We start from the raw sequence: 23,292 nt of genomic DNA, 5'->3' as shown, positions 1-23,292 counted from the left end.
CCCGGCCCCGTATGCTGGCCCCCATGCAGCACACCCGCACCTGGACGGACATCTACGGCTCGGCCCGCGCGAGTTTCGAGGGGCGCGCGGGGGGGCACCGCTGGCTGGTCGCCGCCCCGCCGGATCTCGCTGCCGGGGTGCCCGCCGAACTCACGGCCCTCGACGGCAAGGGCCGCGCCGACCTCCTCGTCCACGACGGCCTGACCCCCCTCCTCGCCGCCCTGCGCGAGCTGGAGCCGCGCGGGGTGATCGTCGTCGCGCCGCGTGCCCTGCCGGGCGGCCCCGCCGTGACCGTGCCGGAGCGCGTGGTGGACGACCAAGGCGGCACCCCCTACCGCGAGGGGGGCGAGTACCCGGCCTGGAATGCCGCCCTGCCCCTCGCGGGCGAGATGGGCGAGAACGAGGCCGCGAGCGCCACCGCATCGCTGAGAGTGCCCGTCGTCGTTACCTCGCCGGACGGGGTGCGCGCCGCCCTGGAAGCCTGGATGGACGCCACGCCGCACGGGCGGTAGGGCCAAAAGCGACCGTGTACCGCGCGCCGCGCCCCGCCTCCCCCTACACTTCCCGCGTGACGGCCCCCCACCCCGCCCCCACCGTGCGCCACCTCTACGTGCACGTGCCCTTCTGCCCGAGCATCTGCCCGTACTGCGACTTCCACGTCCTGACCCGCCGGGCGGGGTTGGTCGAGCGCTACCTGGAGGGCATCGAGGCGGAGGCGGCCCGGCTGGCGCAGGGGTACGCGGTGGACCTCGACACGGTGTACCTGGGGGGCGGCACCCCGAGTTTCCTGCGGGACGCGGAGCTGGAAGCCCTCGTCGGCAGCATTCGGCGCCACCTGGGTTGGGGCCGGGTCGAGAACACGCTGGAGGTCAACCCGGGCACGGTGTCGCGTGAGCGCGCGGGCCACTGGCGACGCCTCGGCTTCGACCGCGCCTCCGTCGGCGTGCAGAGCCTCGACGACGCGACGCTGAAGTTCCTGGGGCGCCAGCACGACGCCGAGCAGGCGCGCGAAGCCGTGACCACGCTGATCGGCACGGGCTTCCGGGTGAGCGGCGACCTGATCACCGCCGTGCCGGGGCAGCCGTTGGAGGCGGACATTCGCGGCCTGGTGGACCTCGGGGTCGGGCACGTCAGCGCCTACACCCTGACGGTCGAGCCCGGCACCGAGTTCGCCCGCCGGGGCGTGACGGTCGAGGAGGACGACGAGCGCGAGGGCTTCGAGCGCACGGAGGCGCTGCTGGGCGCCCTCGGCTTCACCCGCTACGAGGTCAGCAACTACGCGCGCCCCGGCGAGGAGTCGCGGCACAACCTCGCCTACTGGCACAACCGCCTCTCCCTGGGCCTGGGACCGGGCGCGGCGGGGCATTACCCGGCAGAGGGGGAGAGCGGCCTCCTCTCCCGCCGCTGGACCAACCCCCCCCTCCACGGCTGGCTGGCGGGCGAGAGGCCCGAGGTGCAGGACGTGGACGCCGCCGAGTTCGTCACCGACGCCCTCTTCATGGGGCTGCGGCTGCGGGACGGGGTGGACCTCGCCGGGTTGTCGCGCCGCTCGGGGGTGGACGTACGCGCAGTCTACGCCGAGCCCATCGCGGCGAACGTGCGCCGGGGCCTGCTCACGCTGGAGGGCGGGCGGCTGCGCGCGACCTCCCAGGGGTGGTGGACGCTCAACCGCGTGGTGACGGATTTCCTGGAGGAGCCGGGCGCCGCATCTACCAGTTCGAGTCGTCAATGAACCCTTCACGACTTTCGATGCAGGTTACTGGCGCCCTCCTTCCCTCGCTTTAGACTGCCCGCATGACGAACTCTTACGACTTCGACGTGCTCGTGATCGGCGCGGGTCCCGGCGGCTATCACGCGGCGATCCGGGCGGCCCAGCTCGGCCTGCGGGCGGCGTGTGCCGAGCGCGAGGCGGTGGGCGGCGTGTGCCTGAACATCGGCTGTATTCCCACCAAGGCGCTGCTCCACGCGGGCGAGCAGGTGGCCGCCGCCCGCCACGCCTCCGACTTCGGCCTGACCTTCGGCGAGCAGAAGCTCGACGTGGCGAAGCTCAACGGCTGGAAGGACGGCATCGTCAAGAAGCTCACGGGCGGCGTGGCGGGCCTCTTCCGCGCGAACAAGGTCACCCACCTCGTCGGGCAGGCGAGTTTCGTGGACGCGCACACCGTGAAGGTCGGCGACAAGACCTACACGGCGGCGAACGTCATCATCGCCACGGGCAGCGAGCCCGCCAAGATTCGCGGCCTGGACGTGGACCAGCAGCAGATCGTGGACTCGACGGGGGCCCTGAACGTGCCCGACCCCATCCCCGCGCGGATGCTGTGCGTGGGCGGCGGGGTGATCAGTTTCGAGTTCTCGCACATCTACAACAACCTCGGCTCGAAGGTGAAGATCATCGAGTTCCTGCCGACGATCATCCCGGGCGCCGACGCCGACGCGGTGAAGGAGTTCGGCAAGTCGATGAAAAAGCAGGGCATCGAGTTCGAGACTGAGACGAAGGCGAACTCCGCCGTGAAGAAGGACGACGGCGTTCACGTCGAGATCGAGAACGTGAAAACCGGCGAGAAGCGCACGGAGGTCTTCGACCGGGTGCTCGTCGCGGTGGGCCGCCGCCCGCGCCTGGACGGGCTGAACCTGGAGGTGACGGGCGTGGCCCAGAACGAGCGCGGCTTCATCCCCGCCGACGTGCAGCAGCGCACGAACGTGCCCCACATCTTCGCCATCGGGGACGTGGCCGGAAACCCCATGCTCGCCCACAAGGCGATGAAGGAGGGCGTGGTCGCCGCCGAGGTGATCGCCGGAAAGCCCGCCGCGCAGGATGCGGTGGCCATCCCCGGCGTCGTGTACACCAGCCCCGAACTCGCCTGGGTGGGCCTGACCGAGGGCGAGGCCCGCGACAAGGGTTACAACGTCCGCACGGGCGTCTTTCCCCTGAGTGCGTCGGGCCGCGCGATGACCCTCCAGCAGACCGACGGCTTCGTGAAGATGGTCGTGGACCACGACACCGACCTGCTCCTCGGCGTCCACATCGTCGCCGCGCACGGCAGCGACATGCTGGGGGAGGCGAGCCTCGCGCTGGAGATGGGGGCGACCGCCACCGACGTGGCCCTGACCATCCACGCCCACCCCACCCTCGGCGAGAGCGTGCTGGAGGCCGCCGAGGCCGTGCACAGGCAGGCCATCCACATCGTGAACCGCTGAGCGCCGCACATTTGCCCACGGGTAGCCCCCTCGTCCTGTACGGTGAGGGGGCCATGAAATTTGCGCAAAGACCATCCCTCACCCTGCTGGCGGTCGGCGGGCTGGGCGTCTCGCTGCTGACCGCCTGCCCCGGCCCGACTCCGCCCTACCAGCCGCCCGTCCAGCTCAACTTCCAGTTCCCGGCGCCGACCGACATGACGGACGTGAGGGTCGCCGCCATCGCCTATCTCGGCGGCGCGGTCAACGTGGTGGGGCTGGGCTACCCGACGGGCCCGGGCACGGCGACCCTCTCGCTGTGGGGCGACGGGCTCAAGGCGCTCGCCGCCGACCCCCGCTGCACCACCCCCTTCCTGACGGGCGAGGCGGCAGGCAAGAGCGAGGTCACGGTCACGCCGCCGACCGCCAAGACCTGCAACGTGTACTTCCTGGTCTTCCGGGACGCGAACCGCGACGGCAGGCCCACGGCGGAGGAGGAGCTGTACAACACCCACGACCTCTACAGCTTCGCCAGCGAGGCCTTCGGCTACCGCTTCGTCAGCCCCGACGGGCGCAGCACCGAGACAGGCACGCGCGCCGCCGGGTGGTCGCTGGTGCGCCACCTCGTCCTGCAACCGTCCGCCACGCCGGACCGCTACCTCGTGACCATGAACAGCGTCCCCCAGGCCGACGAGGCCCTGACGATCCGGATGCACGAGCCCACCGACTACTTCACCAGCCAGGGGCTGCAAGGAGGCCGGAAGTGAAGCGTCTGACCCTGCTCGCCCTGCTCGCGGGCGCCCTGACCGCCTGCGGCAGCTCGTCGTCCTCGACCGGGGGTCGCCCGCCGCTGCCCTCCGGGGTGGAGGTCCGGCACCCCGCCGCGCCCGCCGGGGGGACCGTCTACCTCAACCTGCTCACCGAGTCGGGCGAGAGCGTGTTCCAGCAGGCCGTCACGGCGGGGGCCACGAGTACGGCGGTGAACGTGAACCCGGCCTCCTGGCAGGGGCCGACGAACCTCGCGCAGCCGGTGGAGAGCCTGATCCCTGGGGCCGCCGAGGGCGTGCAGGTCAGCGCTCCGGGCACCCGCGTCCTCTTCCTGCGCTGGCTGATGTGGCAAGACCGCAACAGCGACGGCGCCCGCGACTCCGGCGAAGCCCTCAACCTGATGACCCACGACCGGGTGGTCTACGCCTCCGGGGCGGTGAACGTCTCCTTCACCACCGCCGAGCCGAAGATGATCCAGCGCTGGCAACTGAACCCGGGGTGGGGCCGCGCCGAGCACTACGTCTACCTGCCCCTGGGGAGCGACACCTACCGCCGCAGCCTGGAGAGCCAGGGCCTGCAACGCTACGAGCTGCACGTGCCGACGCCGATCACGAGCCAGTGAGGGAGCCTGCCCCGCGCCCGTGGCCGGATGTTCCTGAGCGTCCCGCCCCTGCTATACTCCCGGCTGCTACGCACTCGTAGCTCAGTCGGATAGAGCGGGGGACTCCTAAGCCCTAGGCCACTGGTTCGATTCCAGTCGAGTGCACCACCGCTGCGGCAGGACGCTGGTTTTCCACCACGTCCTGCCGCTCTCCTCTTTGTGAGGAATTCAGCGCCGTTTGAACCGCGCGTCCAGCGCCGCCGTGATCCTGCGGTCCACGTACGCCGCCGCCGGGCTCGTGCTGATGGAGACGGTGGCGACGGTCTCGTCTCCGGCCACCGACACCATCACGGTCACGCTCTCGCGGATGCCCGCATTCGGGCCGTCAGCGAACACGCGCGGGCTGCGGGCCTCGGCCTTGAGGTAGCCCTCGTCGCGCTGCACGATGTTCCAGCCGCCCGGCGCCCGGCGGTCCGTCTCCAGGGTCTGCGCCACCGTCGCCAGCACCTGCGCCCGTGAGGCGGCGTAGGTCACGGGCGGCTGGAACCGCGGGGCACACGCCGCCAGCACCAACACCGGGACCCACAGCAGTCTCCTCATCGTCTCTGACCTGCCCCGACCGCCTCGCACAGCGCTGCTTTCATCACGTCTGACCTCTTCCCCTCAGGGTACTCGACGGCGGCGGGCACCTGGCCGGGGAGGGGTGCGGGGCCCAATGGTAGCCGGGGCCCAGCTTTCGGCCCCGACCTTGATTTGCCCCTCACCCGCTGCGGGAGAGGAGGGCGCACGATGCCCCCATGAGCCACAAAAACAACTACAACGAGGGCGACCGCGACCACAGCCGCAACCCGGGGGCCAACAAGGGGAGCGCGGACGAGAAAAACGGCGACGGACGGCGCAACGGCAGCCAGAGCGGCGCCGGGGGCGGTGGCAAGAGCAGCGGCGGGGGCAAGGGCGGCAAGAGCTGAGGCCTGATCCCCCGTCCACCACGCCCGACTCTTCCCCGGAGGACCGCCATGACGAGCAAAGGGCAGAACGAGCAAAAGCAGCACTCGGACGGCGGTGACGTGCCCGCCGCGGACAGCACCGACCTGAGCCAGCAGGAGATCGCGGAGCTGAACGCCCGCCCGGGCCGCGGCGCCCGCGAGGTGGAGGGGGCCGAGCCCTCCGACGAGTTCGTCTTTGGGCACGTCAAGAGCGACGACGCCCAGGGCCCCAACCTGCCCAGCGAGACCCGGCAGGACTGAGCCCCCTCGCCGGAACACGGGCCCTGCTGAGACGGACGGGGCCCGCCGCCGTTCCGCGCCGCGGCCTACCGCACCGAGCCCGGCAGGCTGACGAGGTGGAAGGAACCCGCCGCGGGGTCCGCCCGCGTGATGCGGAAGGGCCAGGGACCGTACTCGGTGTTCAGCCGCACCTGCCCGTCCCCGGCGGCGGCGCGGCGCAGGGCGGCAAAGTCTTCTTCGGTCACGCTGCCCCCCACGACGACAAAATGCTGCTCCTCGTGCCTGACGTCTCCCACCACGATCCGGCCTCGCAATTCTTCCATGCCCCAGGGTAGCCCTTCCGGCCCCGACACGGAGAAGAGCCCCGCTCGACGCTCAGCGGGTGGGGCCTCCCGGCGGGCCCGGTGGTCTAGCGGATCGCGCTCGCGGGGAAGGTCCGGGCCTCCCCGCTGAAGAGGAGATTCCAGGTCGCCTGATCCACCCGGCCCGTGACGGGCAGCCCGTTGGAGGCCTGGAAGGCGCGCACGGTGGCGGCGGTGACCGGGCCGTACCAGCCGTCGCCGCGCCCGCCGCCGCTCGGGCGCGTGAGGGCGATCAGGCGGTTTTGCACGGCCTCGACGTCCGCTCCGTTTTGCCGCTGGGCCTGGAGTTGCAGGGTTCGCCGGAAGGCCACGGGCGCGAGGTTCCCGGACGTGGACGGGCCAGGAGAGGGGGTGGCCGGGGCAGACGCCTGCGGGCTCGGCTGGGGAGCGGTGCGGGCCGGGGCGGCGGGCGCGGTCGGCTGGGGGGTAGCCCGGGGCGCGGGCCTCGCCGGGGTGACCGGGGCGGGGGCCGGGGTGGGGCGACGCACGCTCACGCCTCCCTGGGGGGTGGTGGAGGGCGTCGCCGAGCCTGTGGCCGAACCCGTGCTCCCGTTGCCCGTGGCGCCCACGCTGCCGGGCGGCAGGTCGAGGTAGACCAGGGTCTGGGCGCGCCCGTCGGGGTCGGGCTGCACGCGCACGTAGACGTAGCCGCCGGGGGTGCGCAGCCAGTTGTAGACGCTGCGCTGCTCGTCGCGGCTGCGCCACACGCCGTAGAGGTCGGCCCCCAGGGCCGAGCCGAGCCGCACCCGCACGCCCTCGACAGTGCCGCCCGCCCCCACGCACCTCTTGTCGGGGGTGCCGATGCGGGCAAAACTCGTCGGGCAGCCCCGCAACACCCCGTCGAGCGCCTGGGCGACGCGCGTGGTGGCCCGCTCCACGTCCCCGGGGCCCGGGGCGGCGAGGGCAGGGCAAAGCAGCAGGGCGGCGAGGAGGGGCAGGGCGAGCCTCATAGGGGTAGTGCTAGCACGCGCAACCTGACGGATGCTGAGGCCCCGACCCGGCGGGATTGAGGGTGGCGTCGTCTGCGCCATGCGGCCCCTGCGCTACCCTGCCCCCTGATGACCCCCGAGCGGTACGAGAAGATTCGGCGCGTCCTGAGCCGGCGCCAGCCTACCCTGGGCGTCTTGATGGACGAGGTGCACAAGCCCCACAACTTCAGCGCCATCCTGCGCACCTGCGACGCGGTGGGGGTGCTCACCGCCCACGCCGTGCCCCCGAAGGGCGGGTCATTGCCCACCTTCGACGCCACGAGCGGCAGCGCCCACAAGTGGGTGGAGGTCCGCAGGCACGCGGACGCGGAGAGCGCCGTGCGCGAGTTGCAGGCGCAGGGCGTGCAGGTTCTCGCCACCCACCTCAGCACGCGCAGCCTCGACTACCGCGAGCCCGACTACACCCGCCCGACCTGCGTCCTGCTCGGCGCCGAGAAGTGGGGGGTGTCGGACGAGGCCGCCTCTCTCGCCGACGCGAACATCGTGATCCCCATGTTCGGCATGGTGCAAAGCCTCAACGTGTCGGTCGCCGCCGCCACCATCCTCTTCGAGGCCCAGCGGCAGCGCCTCGCGGCGGGGATGTACGACACGCCGCAGCTCTCTCCCGGTGAACTCGACCGCCTCGCCTTCGAGTGGGCGTACCCGGGGCTCGCCCCCGGCCTGCGCGGGCGCGGCGAACCCTACCCGGCGCTCGACGAGGCGGGGCAGATCGTGCGCTGAGGGCGCGGTCGGTCTCGCCTCCCCGGACGTTGCATTCCGTGTGTTGCGTGCGTCCCACTCCCTCCGGGGCGGGCGGCTAGACTGGCGTGTTTATGTTCGGACTCGAAATGCCCCCCCTCAACGCCGAGACCTGGGCGATCCTCGGCACCCTCGTCTTGCTGGAGGGCCTGCTCTCGGCGGACAACGCCCTCGTCCTCGCCGTGATGGTGCGGCACCTCGCCGGGGACCTCCAGCGCAAGGCGCTCGCCTACGGCATCGGCGGGGCCGTCGTGTTGCGAATCCTGGGCGTGCTGCTCGCCTCGTACGTGCTGGAATACTGGTGGCTGCGGGCCTTCGGGGCGCTCTACCTCGCCTACCTCGCCATCAGCCACTTCCTGAAGCACAAGACCTCCGAGGAAGACGGCGCGGGGAAGGCCCGGGGGCGCGGCTTCTGGGCGACCGTGGTGCTGCTCAACCTCACCGACCTCGCCTTCAGCGTGGACTCGATTCTGGCGGGGGTGGCGCTCATCCCGCGCGACATGCCGCCCCAGCAGGGCCTGACCATCGTGGTGATCGGCGGCATCATCGGACTGATCCTGATGCGCTTCGCGGCGACGATCTTTCTCAGGGTGCTCAACCGCTACCCGGCGATGGACAACGTGGCCTACGCCCTGGTGGGCTGGATCGCCGTCAAGCTCGGCGTCGAGACGCTGGAGGCCGCCCACGAGGTCTACCCGGCGGTGCCCACCTTCCATCTGCCCCAGACCCTCTTCTGGACCGTGATGGCGGCCATCGCCGTCATCGGCACCTTCCTCGCCACCCGCAAGCCCGCCATGACCGAAGCCGCCGCCGAGGCCAAGGCCGAGCGGGTGGTCCACACCATCGACGACATGGTGGTGGACGCCGCCGACGGGCGCATCGACGGGCGCTGAGCTCTCCCTCTGCGCGCGCCCTCCCAGGGGGCCACCTCCGGCGCGGGGTGGTCCCTGTGCTTTGCTCCCCCGCCACCCCGGCCCCCCGACTTTTGGGACCGGGTTACACTCGCCCCATGAGCGACCTGATCGACACCATCCGGCCCCTGGCGAAGAAGACCGACAGCAAAATCCTGATGGTCGTCCTCGACGGGGTGGCGGGCCTGCCGCTGACGACGAACGGCGAGACCGAACTCGCCGCCGCCCAGACGCCCAACCTCGACGCGCTCGCGGTGGAGGCGCAACTTGGCCTGATCGAGCCCGTCGGGCCGGGCATCACGCCGGGGAGCGGCCCGGGGCACCTCAGCCTCTTCGGGTACGACCCCCTGAAGTACGTGGTGGGGCGCGGGGCGCTCTCGGCGGTCGGCATCGGGGTGAGGCTGAATGCCGGGGACGTGGCCGTGCGCGGCAACTTCGCCACCCTGGGCAAGGGCCGCGTGATTGAGGACCGCCGCGCCGGGCGCCCCTCCAACGAGAAGAACGCCGAGATCGTCGCGAGGTTGCGCGAGGCCATTCCCGAGATAGGGGGCACCCCGGTCGAGGTCTACACCGAAAGCGAGCACCGCTTCGTGGTCGTCTTCCGCTCGCGCGGGCTCGACGAGGCGGGGCAGGGGCTCGGCGCGAACATCAGCGACGTGGACCCCCAGGTAACGGGCGTGCAGCCCATGCTCGCCGTCGCCGGGGACACGACGAGTGCGCCCACCGCCGACCTCGTGAACACCTTCGTGCAGCGGGCGGAGGCGGCGTTGCAAGGTGAGCCCGAGGTCAACGGCGTGCTCTTCCGCGGCTACAGCGACGTGCCGCATTTCCCCAGTTTCGCCAACATCTACGGCCTTCGCGCGGCCTGCATCGCCTCCTACCCGATGTACCGCGGCCTTGCGAGCCTCGTCGGCATGGACATCCTCCCCGTCGAGGGCGAGGAGGACGCACTGGAGGGCAAGGTCAGGGCCCTCACCGAGAACTGGGCCAAGTACGACTTCTTCTACTGGCACGTCAAGAAGACCGACTCGACCGGCGAGGACGGCGACTTCGCCGAGAAGGTCCACAAGATCGAGCTGTTCGACGCCCTGCTCCCCGACCTGCTGGCCCTCAAGCCCGACGTGCTCTGCATCGTGGGCGACCACTCCACCCCGAGCAAGCTCAAAAGCCACTCCTGGCACCCGGTCCCCCTCCTGATCCGCAGCGACTACGGGCGTAAGGACCTCGCCGCGCGCTACACCGAGGAGGAGGCGCAGCGGGGCAGCCTGGGCCTGCGGCGCGGCACCGACATCATGCCGCTGCTGATGGCGAACGCGCTGAAATTGCAGAAGTACGGGGCGTAGGGAGTCGCAGTGAATGAGGGGGGGAGGGCTCCGGGTGGGGCCTCCTCCCTCAAGTCTGTTCCCGTATCCAGCGGGTGAGGTCGGGGAGGGCGAGGGGCGTCGTCGTGTCCACCCGGAGCAGCGGGGCGTTCAGCGCCAGGGGGGACCAGCAGGCGTTTTCGGGCAGCTCCTCGTGGGCGAAGGGCTGGTGGATGTGGGGATGCTCGCCCGTCGCCACCCGCTCGGCGTGCCGCCGCCTGAGCTCGGGGAGGGGCGCCTCGCAGAAGAGTTGGACGACCCGCGCCGCGTGAGCCTGCGCGAGTGCCGTAATCTTCGGCTCGCTCAACCCCCGGTAGAAGTGCGTCTCCAGCACCACGTTCCCACCCGCCGCCAGAATCACCCCCGCCGCGTGGTACATGATCCCGAAGCTCAGCGGCCCGGCCTGCGCCCGGGTCAGCTCCGGCAGCGCCTCGTGCAGCAGCTCCTTGTACTCGTCCTTACTCACGAAGGGCCAGCCCAGCTCCCGCGCCAGCCGCGAGCCGAGGTAGGTCTTGCCGGAGGCGGGCAGGCCGGAGACGACGAGGAGGGAGGGCGCCACATGGAGAAATGTAGGACGGGGCTCACGTGGGCACGTCACCCGGAAGTTACGTCTTGTGGCTATTTTGGCTGTTCTGCTAAAGTTGTCACGTGGCCCTTGTCCCCACCCCACAAACCGTCTTCACCCTGGCTGAAGTGGCGGCAGTCCTGCGGGTGACGCCGGAGACCATTCGGCGCAGGATCGTCGCTGGAGAGTTGTCAGCGGTCGAGGTTGGAGGCAGGGAGCGCAAGCAGTACCGCATCACGGCGAACGATCTTGCGCGTTGGCTCGGTTCGGAGCGTGCCGCCCAACTCTTCGGGATCGGTGCGGGCCTGCTGGCTCTGGAGCGCGCCTTCGCCGAACGAGGCGAGGAGGAGGTGGAGGCCGCCATCGCGGAGGCGGTCGAGGCGGTTCGGCAACGGAGGTCGCCTGCTGGAGAGGTTCTGCCGCCTCCCACCGCCGCTGAGATCAGGAAGCGTTTTCCCGACTCTTGAGACGTCTGATCCTCGACACCCAGTGCCTCCTGAGTGCCGTTGCCGCCTATGCCCAGGGTCGGGAGACGACCCTCGCCCGCGTTTGGTACGAGTTCCGCACCCGTGAGACGCAACTGGTCTTCGGCGAGGAGTTGCTGCTCGAAGTCGGGCGCGTTCTGGATTACCCCAGCGTGGCGCGGCTGGGCATCTCTTCGGGCACGGCGTTCGCCGCGGCGGCCAACCTGCTCCTGTTGGGTGAGTATCACGCCCCGGTCCCCCGCAACGCCTGGCCTTCCCTGAGCGACCCGAACGACTGGCATCTGCTCGACCTGCTGTACTCTGCCCAGGCGGATGCGCTCGTCACGCGGGATGCCCGGGTGCTGGCGGCGGGAAAGGCGTTGAAAATGCCGGTCAAGACGCCCGAGGCGCTCGGGGGCGATCCTTCCTCGTGATCACAAGGACGGAGATGAAGGAGACAGAGGTGACCGTGAGGCTTCCTGCCGCAGACATCGCCTGGCTGGACCGCTACCGACGCAAGTACGGTTTGAGAGGTCGCGGCGAGGTCTTGCGGGTCGCTTTCAATCTGCTTCAGGACCGGATGCTGGAGGAGGAATACCGGGCAGCGGGGGAGGAGTGGCAGGCGAGTGAGGACGGTGCTCTATGGGACCAAACACGTGGTGACGGTTTGGGAGCGGTACGTCGTCAGCCGCTCGACCGCCAACGGGAAGGCTAGATGCTCAAGTCAGACGTAGAAGCCTTTCTGGCGACCCACCGCGTGATGTCAACTGAAGATGGAGATACTCTCTTGACGCGCGATGACGGATTAAGCCTCCTGACTATTCTTCTGCAAAACGGCGGTCCCTTACCCGCTTATGTAGACGTGTACTCAAGGGTTTCAGACGACGGCTTGCAATTCGAAGAGGACTTGACGATGCGGGACCTTCATACCTCGGGCTTAGGGCGACAGGAGTACTGGCAGAACATCGTTGCTTACCCGAGTGCATATGGCTCCGAATATTTCGTCTCGCCGAACGACTTTTCCCATCGATAGGAAATGAAAGAGGCCGGAGCATCACGCCCCGGCCTCCCTGGTGCTGCTTGAGCTTTAGAAGTCCATCCCGCCCATATCGGGGGCACCGCCGCCCTGGGGGGCCGCCGACGCCTTCTCGGGCTTGTCGGAGACGATGGCCTCGGTGGTCAGGATCAGCGCGCCGATGCTCGCGGCGTTCTGAAGGGCGGTGCGGGTCACCTTGGCGGGGTCCACGATGCCCGCCTGCACCATGTCGTCCACGTACTCGCCCGTCGCGGCGTTGAAGCCGAAGCGGGGCTTGTCGGAGTTGATGACCGAGTTGACGATGACGCTGCCTTCCTCGCCCGCGTTCGCGGCGATCTGGCGGGCAGGCTCTTCCAGGGCGCGGATCAGGATGCGCGCCCCCGTCGCCTCGTCACCCTCCAGGCTCTCGGCGGCCTTGCGCACGGCGGGGATCACGCGCAGCAGCGTGGTGCCGCCGCCCGCGACGATGCCTTCCTCGACCGCCGAGCGGGCGGTGGAGAGCGCGTCCTCGTAGCGGTGCTTCTTCTCCTTGAGTTCGGTCTCGGTCGCCGCGCCCACGCGGATCACGGCCACGCCGCCCGCCAGCTTGGCGAGGCGCTCTTGCAGCTTCTCGCGGGCGTAATCGGAGTCGGTGGTGTCGAGTTCGGCCTTGATCGCGTTGACGCGGGCATCGATCTCGGCCTGGTTGCCGCGACCGTCCACGAGGGTGGTCTCGTCCTTGGTGATGCGGATGCGCGCGGCGCGGCCCAGCATGTCCATGCCGACGTTCTCCAGGCGGTGCCCGAGGTCTTCCGACACGACCTGCCCGCCCGTCACGGCGGCGATGTCGCGCAGCATCTCCTTGCGGCGGTCACCGAAGCCGGGGGCCTTCACGGCGGCGATGTTCAGCGTGCCGCGCAGCTTGTTCACGACCAGGGTGGCGAGCGCCTCGCCCTCCACGTCCTCGGCGATGATCAAAAGGGGGCGGCCCGTCTGCGCGACCTTTTCCAGCACGGGGAGCAGGTCCTTAAGCGAGGAGACCTTCTTCTCGTTGATCAGGATGTAGGCGTCTTCGAGCACGGCCTCCATCGTGTCGGGCGAGGTGATGAAGTAGGGGCTGATGTAGCCCTTGTCGAACTGCATCCCTTCCACCACGTCGACTTCCGTGTCGAAGCCCTTGGACTCCTCGATGGTGATGACGCCTTCCTTGCCCACCTTGTCCATCGCGTTGGCGATTTCCTGGCCGACCTGCTCGTCGTTGGCCGAGATGCCCGCGACCTTCTTGATCGCGTCGCTGTCCTCGACGGGCACGGCGAGCTGCTTGATCTCCTCGACGGCGACCGCGACGGCCTTGTCGATGCCGCGCTTGAGCGCCAGCGGGTTTGCCCCGGCGGCCACGTTGCGCAGACCTTCCTTCACGACGGCCTGACCGAGCACGGTGGCGGTCGTGGTGCCGTCACCCGTGATGTCGTTGGTCTTGGAGGCGACTTCCTTGAGAAGCTGGGCGCCGATGTTCTCGAGCTTGTCCTCCAGCTCCACTTCCTTGGCGACGGTCACGCCGTCCTTGGTGATCGTGGGGCTACCGAACTTCTTCTCGATCACCACGTTGCGTCCGCGCGGCCCGAGGGTGACCTTGACGGCGTTGGCGACGGCGTTCACACCGCGCTCGAGGCTGCGGCGGGCGTTTTCATCAAAGACGAGTTGCTTGGGCATGTGAGGTCCTCCTGAAGTGATGTGGGTGCGAATTACTCGACGATGGCGAGGATGTCGCGCTCGTTGAGGATGGAGTAGTTCTTGCCGTCGAGGCTGACTTCGGTGCCGCCGTACTTGGCGAAGTACACCGTGTCACCCTCCTTGACATCCAGCGCGACGCGCGTGCCGTTGTCGAGCATCTTGCCGTTGCCGACGGAGATGACCCGGCCACGCTGGCTCTTCTCCTTGGCGGTGTCGGGGACGAACAGGCCCCCGGCGGTCTTCTGCTCGGTTTCTTCGATGATCTCAACGAGAACGCGGTCGCCCAATGGTTTCAACATGGGTGTACCTCCTGTGAAGTGGGATGTGGCGGCGCCAGCCGGGCTGCCCGGCGGTTTTTGCCGTTCCAGACGCAATGCTAGGCGCAACGGGCGAAAAATGTCAACTGCCGTAGTGTGAGAATTTGAGTCTGGCACGCTCAAGCCCGTCTGGCACGCGCCTTTCCCCTCGCCGTGAAGTGTATCATAGCCACGACGTATATATGTTGTTAAGCTATACGTATGGCCCGTCCTGATGATTGTCTGACCGGGAGGGAGAGGGGATGCCCCGACCCGACATCCTGAACCGCGCCGCTTTCGAGGCGGCCTTCGACGGGCTGGGGGGGGCGCCGGTGACGCTGGCCGTGCTCGACCTCGACCATTTCAAGACGCTCAACGACACGCTGGGGCGCGCGGAAGGGGACCGGGCGCTGCGCAGCCTCGAACGGCTGCTGTCGGGCAGCCTGCCGACGGGGAGCATCGTCGGGCGGCTGGGGGGAGACGAGTACGCGGCGCTTTTGCCCGAGACCACGCCCGAGACGGCGCTGATCCTCCTCGACGAGGTGATCCGGCACTTTCACATCCACCGTGACCCGCACTGGCCGCGCACGCTGGGGCTGAGCGTGGGCCTCGCCGCCCGGCCCGCCCACGCCCACACCTACGCCGACCTGTCCCGCGCCGCCGACGAGGCCCTGCTGAGGGCCAAACGCGAGGGCCGGGGCCGCGCGTGCATCTACGTGGAGAGCAAGATGGTCCTGAAGAGCAACTACTACCCCAAGAGCCAGCTCGAACGCCTCGCCAAGCTCTCGGGGGCGCTGGGCCGCACCGAGGCCTCGCTCCTGCGCGAGGCGCTCGACGACCTGATCGAGCGGCACCGGGGGGCGCTGTGAGGGGGGAAGTGGGCAGCGGTGAGTGGTCAATGGGAGAGGCAGGCGGTCCACTGACCACTCACCACTTACCACTGACCGTCGGCTGGCACGCCGCCCTCCTCGAAGCCTGGACCGCCTACCTCCACGGCTCCTACCCCATCGGCGCGGTCGTGGTGGACGCCCGGGGCGAGGTCATCGCGCGCGGGCGCAACCGGCTGGGCGAGCCGCGGGGGGTGGCGGGCGGCGTGATCAGCGGGCACGACCTCGCGCACGCGGAGATCAACGCGCTGCTCGACCTCGCCCACACGCCCCGCGCGGAGGTCCGCACCTGGACCCTGCTCACGACCGTGCAGCCCTGCCCGCAGTGCGCGGGGGCGGTCGCCATGAGCGGTCTGCGCGCGCTGGAGTACGCGGCCCCCGACCCGTGGGCGGGTTCGACCCACATCCTCACCCACGATCCCTATGTGTCACGCAAGGGGATTCGGGTGGGCCGGGCGCCGGAGGGGGTAATACGGGCGGCGCTGCGCCTGGCCCTAGCGGGATTCATGGAGTCGTGGAATTCGCCGGACGATCCCGTGCTGCGCTCCTTTGCCGTCCACGCCGACGATTTCGCCCACGCGGAGGGCCTGTGGGCAGGGGGCACCCTCCGCGCCCTGCGCTCCCGTGGGGCGGACCTGGACGAGGCGCTGGCGGTGCTCGTGTGCCCTCCGCGCCACGGCCCAACCTCTCCCCCTCACCCCACCGCACGGGCCGTGCCTGCGTCTGGGTCGAGCACGGGGGCCGGGTGCTGATGGTGGGCCTGGAGGGGGGCGGGTGGACGCTGCCGGGCGGCGGCATCGATCCCGGCGAGACGGGCGCGCAGGCCGCCGAGCGCGAGGCGTGGGAGGAGTGCGGGGCGCGGGTGGAGGTGACGGAGGAAGCGGTGACCCTCGACGGCGGGGTACTCTGCTTCCCCGCCCGCCTGCTCTCCCTCGAACCCAGCCCGGAAGGCCGCCCCGTCGCCTGGATCAACCCGCGCTCGCTGCCCTGGGCGAACGACGTGCAGCTCAGGCAGGTGCTGGAGGCGACGGGGGAGACGCCCCCCGCCCTGGCCCTCCCGGACCGGGTGCGGGCGGCGCTCTCGGAGGCGGGGCGGTTGAGCTTCGACCGCTCGTGCAGCCTGGAGGCGGGGCGACTGCTGCGGACGCTGGCCGCCTCGCGCCCCGGCGGGCGGCTCGCCGAACTCGGCACGGGCACGGGTGTGGGGGCGGCGTGGCTGCTGGCGGGAATGGACGACACGGCCCGGCTCGTCACCGCCGAACTCGACCCCAAACGGGCGGGGGTGGCCCGCCGCATCCTGGGAGACGACCCGCGCGCCGAGGTGCTGGGCGGCGACTGGCGGGAAGCCCTCGCACACGGTCCCTTCGACCTGATCTTCAGTGACTGCGCGCCCGCCAAGCGCGAGACGGAGAGCCTGCAACGGCTCGTGGCCGCCCTGCGCCCCGGCGGGGTGCTCGTGCTCGACAACTTCAGCCCGCCCGCGTCTGTGCCCGAATCCCTGCACGGTGGCGACGCCGAGCGCGACCGACTCTTCGCGCACCCGCACCTGCTCTGCGCCGAGGTGCCGGTCAGCCGCCGGGAGTGCGTGATCCTGGCGACGAAAAAGCCCTGAGCCGTCCTACTCCTGCTGCAAGAACGGGTAGGGATTGATCGCCCCGCCCGCCGTATAGATCCCGTAGTGCAGGTGCGGCGGCGTGCCCCGCGCGTTCCCGCTGTCGCCGACGTAACCCACCACGTCGCCCGCCTCGACCCACTGGCCCTCCCGGAGGTCCGCGTAGCGGTCGAGGTGCGCGTAATAGTGCCGCTGCCCGCCGGGGCCGAGGATCATCACCGTGCGCCCGCCGAGGCGGTTCTCGCCCACGCCCAGCACCACGCCGCGGGTGGTCGCGCGAATCGGCGTGCCGCGCGGGGCGAAGATGTCCACCCCCTCGTGGCGCCGCCCCTCGCTCCGGGCCGCGCCCCAGGTGTCCACGAAATCCTGGCCGGGCAGGGGGTTCGGGAGGGTGCCCTCCGCCGGGGCGGGAGAGGTCGTCAGCGAGACGAACCGCCACGCGTTCTGAAGGGTGGGCCACAGCAGGTACGCGACCCCTGCGAGCAGGGCGAGGACGAGAACGAGGCGGAGCAGACGGCGCACGCCCCCAGCATCGGGCGCGGGGATGAGAGATTCGCCGTCCTGGTGAGCGTTCTTACCATCGGGAGGCGGTATGCTCCGGGCGTGAAGCGCGTCCCGAGCCTGTGCACCCACCACTCCGCCCGCTCCCGGATGGCGGAGGCCCTGACCCGCCACGCCGCGCGCAAACTCGGGGTGGCGCTGGAGGTGCACTCCGCGGGAACCGAGGCGACCCGCGTGAAGGAGGGCGCGAGGGCCGTCATGACGGAGCTGGGGCTGAGCCTCGACGGGCACACGAGCAAGACGCTGTGGGACGTGCCCGACCCGCAGAACTTCGACCATGTGATCACGGTCTGCGACTTCGCCGCCGAGGCGTGCCCCGTCGATCCCGCCCGGACGACCCGCCGCCCCTTCCCCTTCGCCGACCCCTCGGGCGGCAGCCTGGAGCGCTGGCGGGAGGTGCGCGACGCGGTGGCCCCGCAGTTCACGGCCTTCGTGCAGGGATGGCGGGAGGGAACGCCCGGGCCGACGTCCCCGGAAGGTCCCGCCGTCCCGGTGTCCTGACGGCTCCCCACATGGCCCTCAACGGCGGCTACACCTACCGCGAGCAGCTCGGGCCGCGCGCCGGGGGCCAGACCGTCCTCGCGTACCTGACCCGGCAGTACGGGCACTCCACCGAGGGAGAGTGGCGGGCGCGGCTGGAGGGCGGCGAGGTCAGCCTGGACGGGGTGACCGTGGGCCGGGCGGACGAAAGGTTGCGGCCAGGGCAGTGGCTCGAATGGCGGCGCCCCCCGTGGGAGGAGGAGGCCGTGCCCCTCGCCTTCGAGGTGGTCCACGAGGACGACTCCCTCGTGGCGGTCGCCAAGCCGGGCGGGCTGCCCACCGTGCCGGGCGGCGGCTTCCTGAAACACACGCTGCTGAGCGTCGTGCGTGAGCGTTTCCCGGAGGCCAGCCCCCTGCACCGTCTGGGGCGCGGCACCTCCGGGCTGGTGCTCTTCGCGCGTACCTCCGCGGCGGCCTCCACCCTCGCCCGGGCGTGGCGCGAGCACGCGGTGGAGAAGCGCTACCGGGCGCTCGCCTCCGGCCTCGCCGAGCGGGAGACGTTCCCCATCTCCACCCCCATCGGCCCGGTGCCGCACCCCCGGCTGGGCACCGTGTACGCGGCCAGCCCGGCGGGCAAGCCCTCGCGCAGCGACGCCCGGGTCCTCGAACGGCGGCCACGGGAGGGCGCGACCCTCTTCGAGGTGGACATCCGCACGGGCAGGCCCCACCAGATCCGCATTCACCTCGCCTCCCTGGGTCACCCCCTCGTCGGCGATCCCCTGTACGGGCCGGGCGGCGGGGTGCTGCCGGGCCTGCCGGGCCTCCCCGGGGACGGCGGGTACCTCCTCCACGCGGGGCGGCTGGCCTTCACGCACCCGCTGACGGGGAAGCCGCTCACCCTGCACGCCCCGCCGCCTCCCGAACTCCGCACGGGGGAGGAGGCCCGCGCCCCGGCCCCGTGACCTCGCTCCCGGTCTCCCCGCGGCGGGGCGCTAGACTCCCCCGGTGACGACGTTGACCGCGCCTGGGGCGCACGTGTGGACCCTGGAGGGCGGGTTGAGGGTGGCGTTCGAGCGCCGCCGGGGACCGGGCTTCGCCTTCGACCTGCGCGTTCCCGTGGGCAGCGCCCACGACCCCGTGGGCCAGGAGGGCTCGGCGGGCGTGCTGGAGGAGTGGCTCTACAAGGGGGCGGGGGGCCGGGACGCCCGCAAGCTTCAGGACGCCCTCGACGACCTCGGGGTGCGGCGCGGCGGCGGGGTGGGCCCCGAGGCGACGCGGGTCGGGATGAGCGGCCTGGCGGGCGACCTGCCCGGGGCACTGACCCTCACCGCCGACCTGGTGCTGCGCCCCGAACTGCCCGATTCCGAACTGCCCGTCCTCGTGGACCTCGCCCGGCAGGACCTGGAGGGGCTGGAGGACAGCCCGCCCGACCGCCTCGCGGTGCAGGCGCGGCGGGTGGCCTTTTCCCGCCCGGCGCAGTCCCCGTTCGCGGGCTTCGCCCACCCGGCGAGCGGCACGACCGAGGGGTTGGCGACCCTCACCGCGCCCGGCCTGCGCGCCTTCCTGGCCCGCTACGGCACCCGGGGGAGCGTGCTCGGCCTCGTGGCGGACGCCGAGCCGGGGGAGGTGCGCGCCCTCGCCGAGCGGACCTTCGCCGGGTGGCGCCCGGGGGACGACGAGGGCGTGCCCGCCCGCTTCCAGGCTGGAGGGCGCGCCCACCTTCCCGACGAGGACGCCGAGCAGACGCACCTGAGCGTGACGGCCCCCGGTGTGGCCCCGCGTGATCCGCACTGGCTCGCCTGGCAGGTCGCGCTGACGGCGCTGTCGGGCGGGAGTGCCAGCCGCCTCTTCCACGCCGTGCGCGAGGAACGCGGCCTCGCCTATCAGGTCAGCGCCTCGCCCGTCGTGCTGGGGGGGCGGGGTTTTCTCACGGCGTACGCGGGGAGCACCCCGGCGCGCGCTCCCGAGACGCTGGAGGTCCTCCTCGCCGAACTCGCCCGGCTGCCGGAGGGCCTGACCGAGGCGGAGTTTGGCCGCGCCCGGTCGGGCCTGACCGCCAGCGTCGTCTTCGGGGCCGAGAGCGCCCGCGCCCGCGCGACGAGCCTGACCCGCGACGTGGCCGTCTTCGGGCGGGTGAGGAGCGTGGCCGAACTCAGAACGCAGCTCGCCGCCCTCACCCTGGAGGACGTGAACGCCTTTCTCGCCGAGTACCACCCCGCCGAGCATGCGACCGTCGTGACCCTCGGCCCGCAGGAGCCCCGCCCATGACTGCCGGAACTGCCCCGAACACGCTCACCCACGTCCTCGACAACGGCCTGACCCTGCTGCTGGAGCCCGACGCGGGGGCGCAGACCGTCGCCGCCGGGTACTTCGTGGCGACAGGCTCGCGCGACGAGCGCCCCGACGAACTGGGCGCCTCGCACTTCCTCGAACACCTGATGTTCAAGGGCTCGGAAGGGGTGGGCGCCGCCGAACTCAACGAACGCCTCGACGACCTCGGGGGCAACGCGAACGCCTTCACGAGCGAGGAGGCGACCGTCTACCACGCGGCGACCCTCCCCGAGCAGGAGGGCGAGCTGCTGGGCACCCTGACCGAGCTGATGCGCCCGGCCCTGCGCCCGGAGGACATCGGGCCCGAGCGCGGCGTGATCCTCGAGGAGATCGCCATGTACGCCGAGCAGCCCGTCGTGCGCGCCGCGGACGAGCTGCACGCGGACTACTGGGGAGACCACCCCCTCGGCCACCTCGTGCTGGGCACGCCACAGACGGTGGGCGCCCTGACCCGCGAGGCGCTCGCCCGCAACCACCGCGAGCGCTACGGGGCCGGGCGGGTGGCCCTCACGGTGGTGGGCGCCTTCGACCCCGCCCGGGTGCTGGCCTGGGCCCAGGCGGAGTTGACGGGCTGGCCCGCCGGGACCCCCGCCGCGCCCACGCCCCTCCCCACGCCGCGGCACCCCGGCACGGTGCGGACGGTCCGCGACCCCAATCTCGCCCGGGTGCAGGTGGCGCTCGCGCTGCCCGGCCTCGGCGCGGCCCACCCCCTGCGCGAGGCCGCCGTGGTGCTCGCCGAGCTGGTCGGCGGCGAGAACGGCCTGCTGCACTGGGCGCTCCTCGACACCGGGCTCGCCGACGGGGCCGACCTCGCCCACCTGGAGTACCGCGAGGCCGGGACCTTCGAGGGCGGCTTCTCCTGCGACCCGGAGCGCGCCCAGACGGTGCTCGACCGCTACCGTGACGTGCTGGCGGGGGCCGGGGAGGCCGTCACCGACGCCGCCGTGCGCCGCGTCGCCCGCAAGCTCGCGGTGGGCACCCTGCTGCGCGCCGAGACCCCCCAGGGCCGCCTCTTCGCCCTCGGCATGGAGCACCTCGCCCTGGGCCGCCCGGTGAGCACCGCCGAACTCGTGGACCGTTTCGCGCGCGTCACGGCGGCGGAGGTCCGGGCCGTGCTCGAACTGTGTCCCCTCACCCGCCCGACGGTCGTCGCGCTCGGGCCGGTCGAGGGGCTGCGGGGGGTCATCCCAGACACCTCAGCCGCTCCCCATCCGCCCGCAGCGAGAAGCTGAGCCGACGCATGAGTAAGATGAGGGGGAGCTTCATCTTATACCGTGTCCAAAGCGCATAGGACAGTTTTTCGTTACCGAGTGACCCCTGGCAAGCTTAGCCTTCTCTCAGCTCTCCTCATCACAGGCGAAGGGAAACGCTCTCACGAAAGATGAGCTGAGGCTGACAGGCGCGTGGGAAATCTTGCATCTAGGCAGGTGGAACGCTAGTATCGCCCTCACCGGAGACACGGTAGAGCGGTACTTTTCTGTTCGTCCAACCCCCACGTTGGACTCGTTCTCTCATTCGGAGGCATCATGAGAACAGGAGCGGCAGCCACAGTCTTGGTTTCGGGTCTTCTCGCCCTGAGCAGTTGCGGAACGCCCCAGCCGACCACCCAGGAGACCACGCTTCAGGGCAACGTGTTCGCCAGCGCCACGGCGGGCGGGGCCCCCGTGCAGGGCGCCCGGGTGACGGCGAGCCTCGGAGACGCGACGCAAAGCGCGATCACCGGCCCCGACGGACGGTTCAGCCTGAAGCTGAACGCGGCCCGGGCGGCGCAGGCCTTTACCCTGACGGTCGAGCCCCCCGCGCGCTCCAACCTCTACGCCTCCACGTACGCCAACGTGCCGCTGGAGGCGTACCGCTCGCCGTACGGGGCCGCGGGCGAGCTGAGCATCTACCTCGGCACCACCCGCCCGTCGGCGGCGCTGCCCGGCGCGGCGCCCCGGCGCGGCTGCGTCACCGGGACCGTGCAGGACACGAACGGGCAGCCCGTGGCGAGCAACGCCCTGGCGGTCGTGCCCGTGTCGGGCGGGCAGCGGGTTCCCCGCCCGCTGTACGACAACTGCGCGACCGAGTTCTCGGCGATCCCGAACCTCGCCGCCGCGTTCGCGACGCTGCCGCAGCCGGGCGAGACGGGACTGGTCATCTACGGTGGCAGCCGCGTCGTCCGCACGGACGCCCAGGGCCGCTACCTGCTGCCGGTGCAGACCACCCAGAACCTCAACGCCGTGTCCGGCGCGATGTGGGCCGGGAACTTCGACGGCGGCGAGGAGAGCGAGACCTCGGCCTCGGTCTTCTGGAGCAAGTTCCAGTACCTCCCCGAGGTGCCGGTCTTCACGAGCGGCGCGACCGACACGCGCGACATCACGCTGGAGGACTTCGACCCCGCCACCAACCCGCGGGTGACCACCCAGCCCATCCGCTACGACGCGGCGGCGGTCGACAAGCCCACCGGGGCGATTTTCGACGTGCTGACCTCGCCCGCCTTCGAGCCCGCGATCACCTCGGGCACCTTCCCGCTGGGGCAGTACTACACCCTGAATCCGGCGGGCAGCCACGACCTGCGCGTGGTCAAGCTCGCGGAGGGGAACGTCGCCCAGAACGTGACGGTCGAGACCAGCCTGTTTCGCTCCAGCGCCGACGGCCAGACCGCGACGGGCACCTCCTCCTTCACCGCGTGGCGCGACGGCAACAACCTGGGCGACGCGCTGACGGCGGACTTCATCGGGATTCCGGCGCCGCAGACGCCCGGCCAGGAGGAGGAGGGCGCCTCCCGCACGCCCACCCTGAGCTGGAACGGCGTGGAGCGGGCCAAGACCTACGCCGTGGGCCTGTACCGCCTGACCGAGACCGGCGCCACGCCCGTCTGGGTCGGCTACACGACGAACACCAGCGTCCAGGTGCCGCTCACCCTGGAGGCGAACGCCGACTATGTGTGGCAGGTCAGCACCGACGACAGCACCGAGCTGCTCGACTACATCGGCAAGGACCCGCTCAGGGCCGAGGCCGCCCGCTGGAAGAGCGCGGGCACGCTGAAAGCGCGCGGCCCCCAGAGCGTGCTCAACACCTGGCGCGGGCAGGTCGCGGCGGGCGTCGTGCAGGCGACCGGGCAGGTGCCGCAGCGCTTCGAGCTGCCGGGCGCGGCCTACCAGCGGCTTCAGGAGACGGGCTACCGCAGCGCGGACAGCCAGGAATTCATCTTCAAGACCGGGAACTGAGGAGC

General features: G+C 71.1%; 29 protein-coding genes and 1 tRNA gene. 23 read left to right on the top strand and 7 right to left on the bottom strand.

Annotation, left to right across the window (positions count from 1 at the left end; genetic code table 11):
* Window positions 1-23 precede the first annotated feature (23 nt).
* From A7B18_RS04805 to A7B18_RS04780, 6 genes are all read left to right on the top strand, one after another.
* Window positions 24-512 (top strand): hypothetical protein, encoded by a 489-nt coding sequence (locus A7B18_RS04805; protein ID WP_102125552.1) that lies wholly within the window; start codon window positions 24-26, stop codon window positions 510-512.
* A 56-nt stretch (window positions 513-568) separates the two neighbouring features.
* A complete protein-coding gene (hemW, locus tag A7B18_RS04800; RefSeq protein WP_180970019.1) occupies window positions 569-1,732 on the top strand; it encodes a radical SAM family heme chaperone HemW in 1,164 nt (387 codons plus the stop codon).
* A gap of 62 nt (window positions 1,733-1,794) precedes the next feature.
* A complete protein-coding gene (gene lpdA / locus A7B18_RS04795; protein ID WP_102125551.1) occupies window positions 1,795-3,198 on the top strand; it encodes a dihydrolipoyl dehydrogenase in 1,404 nt (467 codons plus the stop codon).
* A 53-nt stretch (window positions 3,199-3,251) separates the two neighbouring features.
* Window positions 3,252-3,941 carry a hypothetical protein gene (locus A7B18_RS04790; protein ID WP_102125550.1) on the top strand — a complete coding sequence of 230 codons (690 nt, stop codon included), beginning with the start codon at window positions 3,252-3,254 and terminating at the stop codon, window positions 3,939-3,941.
* Window positions 3,938-4,564 (top strand): hypothetical protein, encoded by a 627-nt coding sequence (locus A7B18_RS04785; RefSeq protein ID WP_102125549.1) that lies wholly within the window; start codon window positions 3,938-3,940, stop codon window positions 4,562-4,564. The genes A7B18_RS04790 and A7B18_RS04785 overlap by 4 nt, the downstream gene beginning before the upstream one ends.
* A 70-nt stretch (window positions 4,565-4,634) precedes the next feature.
* A tRNA-Arg gene (locus A7B18_RS04780) sits at window positions 4,635-4,711 on the top strand.
* Between the two features lie 60 nt (window positions 4,712-4,771).
* On the opposite strand, the gene A7B18_RS04775 is transcribed toward A7B18_RS04780, so the two are convergent.
* Window positions 4,772-5,143, bottom strand: a complete 372-nt coding sequence (locus A7B18_RS04775) for a DUF1499 domain-containing protein (protein WP_146009456.1) — start codon at window positions 5,141-5,143, stop codon at window positions 4,772-4,774.
* Between the two features lie 197 nt (window positions 5,144-5,340).
* Between A7B18_RS04775 and A7B18_RS04770 the strand changes: the two genes are divergently transcribed.
* Complete coding sequence (locus A7B18_RS04770) at window positions 5,341-5,511, top strand: hypothetical protein (RefSeq protein WP_180970018.1); 171 nt, start codon at window positions 5,341-5,343, stop codon at window positions 5,509-5,511.
* A gap of 48 nt (window positions 5,512-5,559) precedes the next feature.
* A complete protein-coding gene (locus A7B18_RS04765; protein WP_102125547.1) occupies window positions 5,560-5,790 on the top strand; it encodes a hypothetical protein in 231 nt (76 codons plus the stop codon).
* A gap of 65 nt (window positions 5,791-5,855) precedes the next feature.
* Here the strand turns inward: A7B18_RS04765 and A7B18_RS04760 are convergent, their stop codons facing one another.
* Together A7B18_RS04760 and A7B18_RS04755 are read right to left on the bottom strand one after the other, a co-directional pair.
* Entirely contained in the window at window positions 5,856-6,092 is a 237-nt protein-coding gene (locus A7B18_RS04760) for a hypothetical protein (RefSeq protein ID WP_102125546.1), read from the bottom strand.
* 86 nt (window positions 6,093-6,178) lie between these two features.
* Window positions 6,179-7,081, bottom strand: coding sequence for a peptidoglycan-binding domain-containing protein (locus A7B18_RS04755; RefSeq protein WP_102125545.1), 903 nt, complete (start codon window positions 7,079-7,081; stop codon window positions 6,179-6,181).
* A 108-nt stretch (window positions 7,082-7,189) separates the two neighbouring features.
* On the opposite strand from A7B18_RS04755, the gene trmH reads away from it, so the two are divergent.
* From trmH to A7B18_RS04740, 3 genes are all read left to right on the top strand, one after another.
* Window positions 7,190-7,840, top strand: coding sequence for a tRNA (guanosine(18)-2'-O)-methyltransferase TrmH (gene trmH, locus A7B18_RS04750; protein WP_102125544.1), 651 nt, complete (start codon window positions 7,190-7,192; stop codon window positions 7,838-7,840).
* A gap of 92 nt (window positions 7,841-7,932) precedes the next feature.
* On the top strand, window positions 7,933-8,751 hold the full coding sequence (locus A7B18_RS04745; RefSeq protein WP_102125543.1) for a TerC family protein: 819 nt from the start codon (window positions 7,933-7,935) through the stop codon (window positions 8,749-8,751).
* 116 nt (window positions 8,752-8,867) lie between these two features.
* The gene (locus A7B18_RS04740; protein ID WP_102125542.1) at window positions 8,868-10,112 is read left to right on the top strand and encodes a 2,3-bisphosphoglycerate-independent phosphoglycerate mutase; all 1,245 of its coding nucleotides are present in this window, start codon (window positions 8,868-8,870) and stop codon (window positions 10,110-10,112) included.
* Between the two features lie 49 nt (window positions 10,113-10,161).
* Here A7B18_RS04740 and A7B18_RS04735 read toward each other — a convergent pair whose 3' ends face one another.
* On the bottom strand, window positions 10,162-10,689 hold the full coding sequence (locus A7B18_RS04735; protein ID WP_102125541.1) for a P-loop nucleotide/nucleoside kinase family protein: 528 nt from the start codon (window positions 10,687-10,689) through the stop codon (window positions 10,162-10,164).
* An 89-nt stretch (window positions 10,690-10,778) separates the two neighbouring features.
* On the opposite strand from A7B18_RS04735, the gene A7B18_RS04730 reads away from it, so the two are divergent.
* From A7B18_RS04730 to A7B18_RS21250, 4 genes are read left to right on the top strand one after another with little or no spacing between them, the layout of a single operon-like run.
* Complete coding sequence (locus A7B18_RS04730; RefSeq protein ID WP_102125540.1) at window positions 10,779-11,162, top strand: helix-turn-helix domain-containing protein; 384 nt, start codon at window positions 10,779-10,781, stop codon at window positions 11,160-11,162.
* The gene (locus A7B18_RS04725) at window positions 11,159-11,593 is read left to right on the top strand and encodes a PIN domain-containing protein (RefSeq protein ID WP_102125539.1); all 435 of its coding nucleotides are present in this window, start codon (window positions 11,159-11,161) and stop codon (window positions 11,591-11,593) included. Before A7B18_RS04730 ends, A7B18_RS04725 begins: the two co-directional genes overlap by 4 nt.
* 35 nt (window positions 11,594-11,628) lie before the next feature.
* On the top strand, window positions 11,629-11,874 hold the full coding sequence (locus tag A7B18_RS04720) for a hypothetical protein (RefSeq protein ID WP_219722090.1): 246 nt from the start codon (window positions 11,629-11,631) through the stop codon (window positions 11,872-11,874).
* Window positions 11,875-12,192, top strand: coding sequence for a hypothetical protein (locus tag A7B18_RS21250; protein WP_146009455.1), 318 nt, complete (start codon window positions 11,875-11,877; stop codon window positions 12,190-12,192).
* Between the two features lie 54 nt (window positions 12,193-12,246).
* Here the strand turns inward: A7B18_RS21250 and groL are convergent, their stop codons facing one another.
* Together groL and groES are read right to left on the bottom strand one after the other, a co-directional pair.
* Window positions 12,247-13,887, bottom strand: coding sequence for a chaperonin GroEL (groL, locus tag A7B18_RS04715; protein ID WP_102125538.1), 1,641 nt, complete (start codon window positions 13,885-13,887; stop codon window positions 12,247-12,249).
* 32 nt (window positions 13,888-13,919) lie between these two features.
* Entirely contained in the window at window positions 13,920-14,207 is a 288-nt protein-coding gene (gene groES / locus A7B18_RS04710) for a co-chaperone GroES (protein ID WP_102125537.1), read from the bottom strand.
* Window positions 14,208-14,467: 260 nt separating this feature from the next.
* Here groES and A7B18_RS04705 point away from each other — a divergent pair, with 260 nt between their 5' ends.
* Genes A7B18_RS04705 through A7B18_RS22445 form a run of 3 tightly spaced genes read left to right on the top strand, consistent with a single transcriptional unit; the run spans window position 14,468 to window position 16,703 of the window.
* Window positions 14,468-15,073 (top strand): GGDEF domain-containing protein, encoded by a 606-nt coding sequence (locus A7B18_RS04705; protein WP_102125536.1) that lies wholly within the window; start codon window positions 14,468-14,470, stop codon window positions 15,071-15,073.
* A 29-nt stretch (window positions 15,074-15,102) separates the two neighbouring features.
* On the top strand, window positions 15,103-15,843 hold the full coding sequence (locus A7B18_RS22450) for a nucleoside deaminase (RefSeq protein WP_102125535.1): 741 nt from the start codon (window positions 15,103-15,105) through the stop codon (window positions 15,841-15,843).
* Entirely contained in the window at window positions 15,753-16,703 is a 951-nt protein-coding gene (locus A7B18_RS22445) for a class I SAM-dependent methyltransferase (protein ID WP_180970017.1), read from the top strand. The genes A7B18_RS22450 and A7B18_RS22445 overlap by 91 nt, the downstream gene beginning before the upstream one ends.
* Window positions 16,704-16,709: 6 nt before the next feature.
* On the opposite strand, the gene A7B18_RS04690 is transcribed toward A7B18_RS22445, so the two are convergent.
* Entirely contained in the window at window positions 16,710-17,225 is a 516-nt protein-coding gene (locus A7B18_RS04690; protein WP_102125533.1) for a M23 family metallopeptidase, read from the bottom strand.
* 81 nt (window positions 17,226-17,306) lie between these two features.
* Between A7B18_RS04690 and A7B18_RS04685 the strand changes: the two genes are divergently transcribed.
* The 5 genes from A7B18_RS04685 (at window position 17,307) to A7B18_RS04665 (ending at window position 23,287) form a co-directional block, all read left to right on the top strand.
* Window positions 17,307-17,765, top strand: a complete 459-nt coding sequence (locus A7B18_RS04685) for an arsenate reductase ArsC (protein ID WP_102125532.1) — start codon at window positions 17,307-17,309, stop codon at window positions 17,763-17,765.
* An 11-nt stretch (window positions 17,766-17,776) separates the two neighbouring features.
* Window positions 17,777-18,706, top strand: coding sequence for an RluA family pseudouridine synthase (locus A7B18_RS04680; protein ID WP_102125531.1), 930 nt, complete (start codon window positions 17,777-17,779; stop codon window positions 18,704-18,706).
* 43 nt (window positions 18,707-18,749) lie between these two features.
* Window positions 18,750-20,012 (top strand): M16 family metallopeptidase, encoded by a 1,263-nt coding sequence (locus A7B18_RS04675; RefSeq protein WP_102125530.1) that lies wholly within the window; start codon window positions 18,750-18,752, stop codon window positions 20,010-20,012.
* Entirely contained in the window at window positions 20,009-21,307 is a 1,299-nt protein-coding gene (locus tag A7B18_RS04670) for a M16 family metallopeptidase (protein ID WP_102125529.1), read from the top strand. Before A7B18_RS04675 ends, A7B18_RS04670 begins: the two co-directional genes overlap by 4 nt.
* A 321-nt stretch (window positions 21,308-21,628) precedes the next feature.
* The gene (locus A7B18_RS04665) at window positions 21,629-23,287 is read left to right on the top strand and encodes a hypothetical protein (protein ID WP_102125528.1); all 1,659 of its coding nucleotides are present in this window, start codon (window positions 21,629-21,631) and stop codon (window positions 23,285-23,287) included.
* The last annotated feature ends 5 nt before the right edge of the window (window positions 23,288-23,292 follow it).

This window comes from Deinococcus planocerae (assembly GCF_002869765.1).
Lineage (GTDB): Bacteria > Deinococcota > Deinococci > Deinococcales > Deinococcaceae > Deinococcus > Deinococcus planocerae.
Note: the sequence above shows the minus strand (reverse complement) of the source record. Positions and strands in the feature narration are given on the sequence as shown.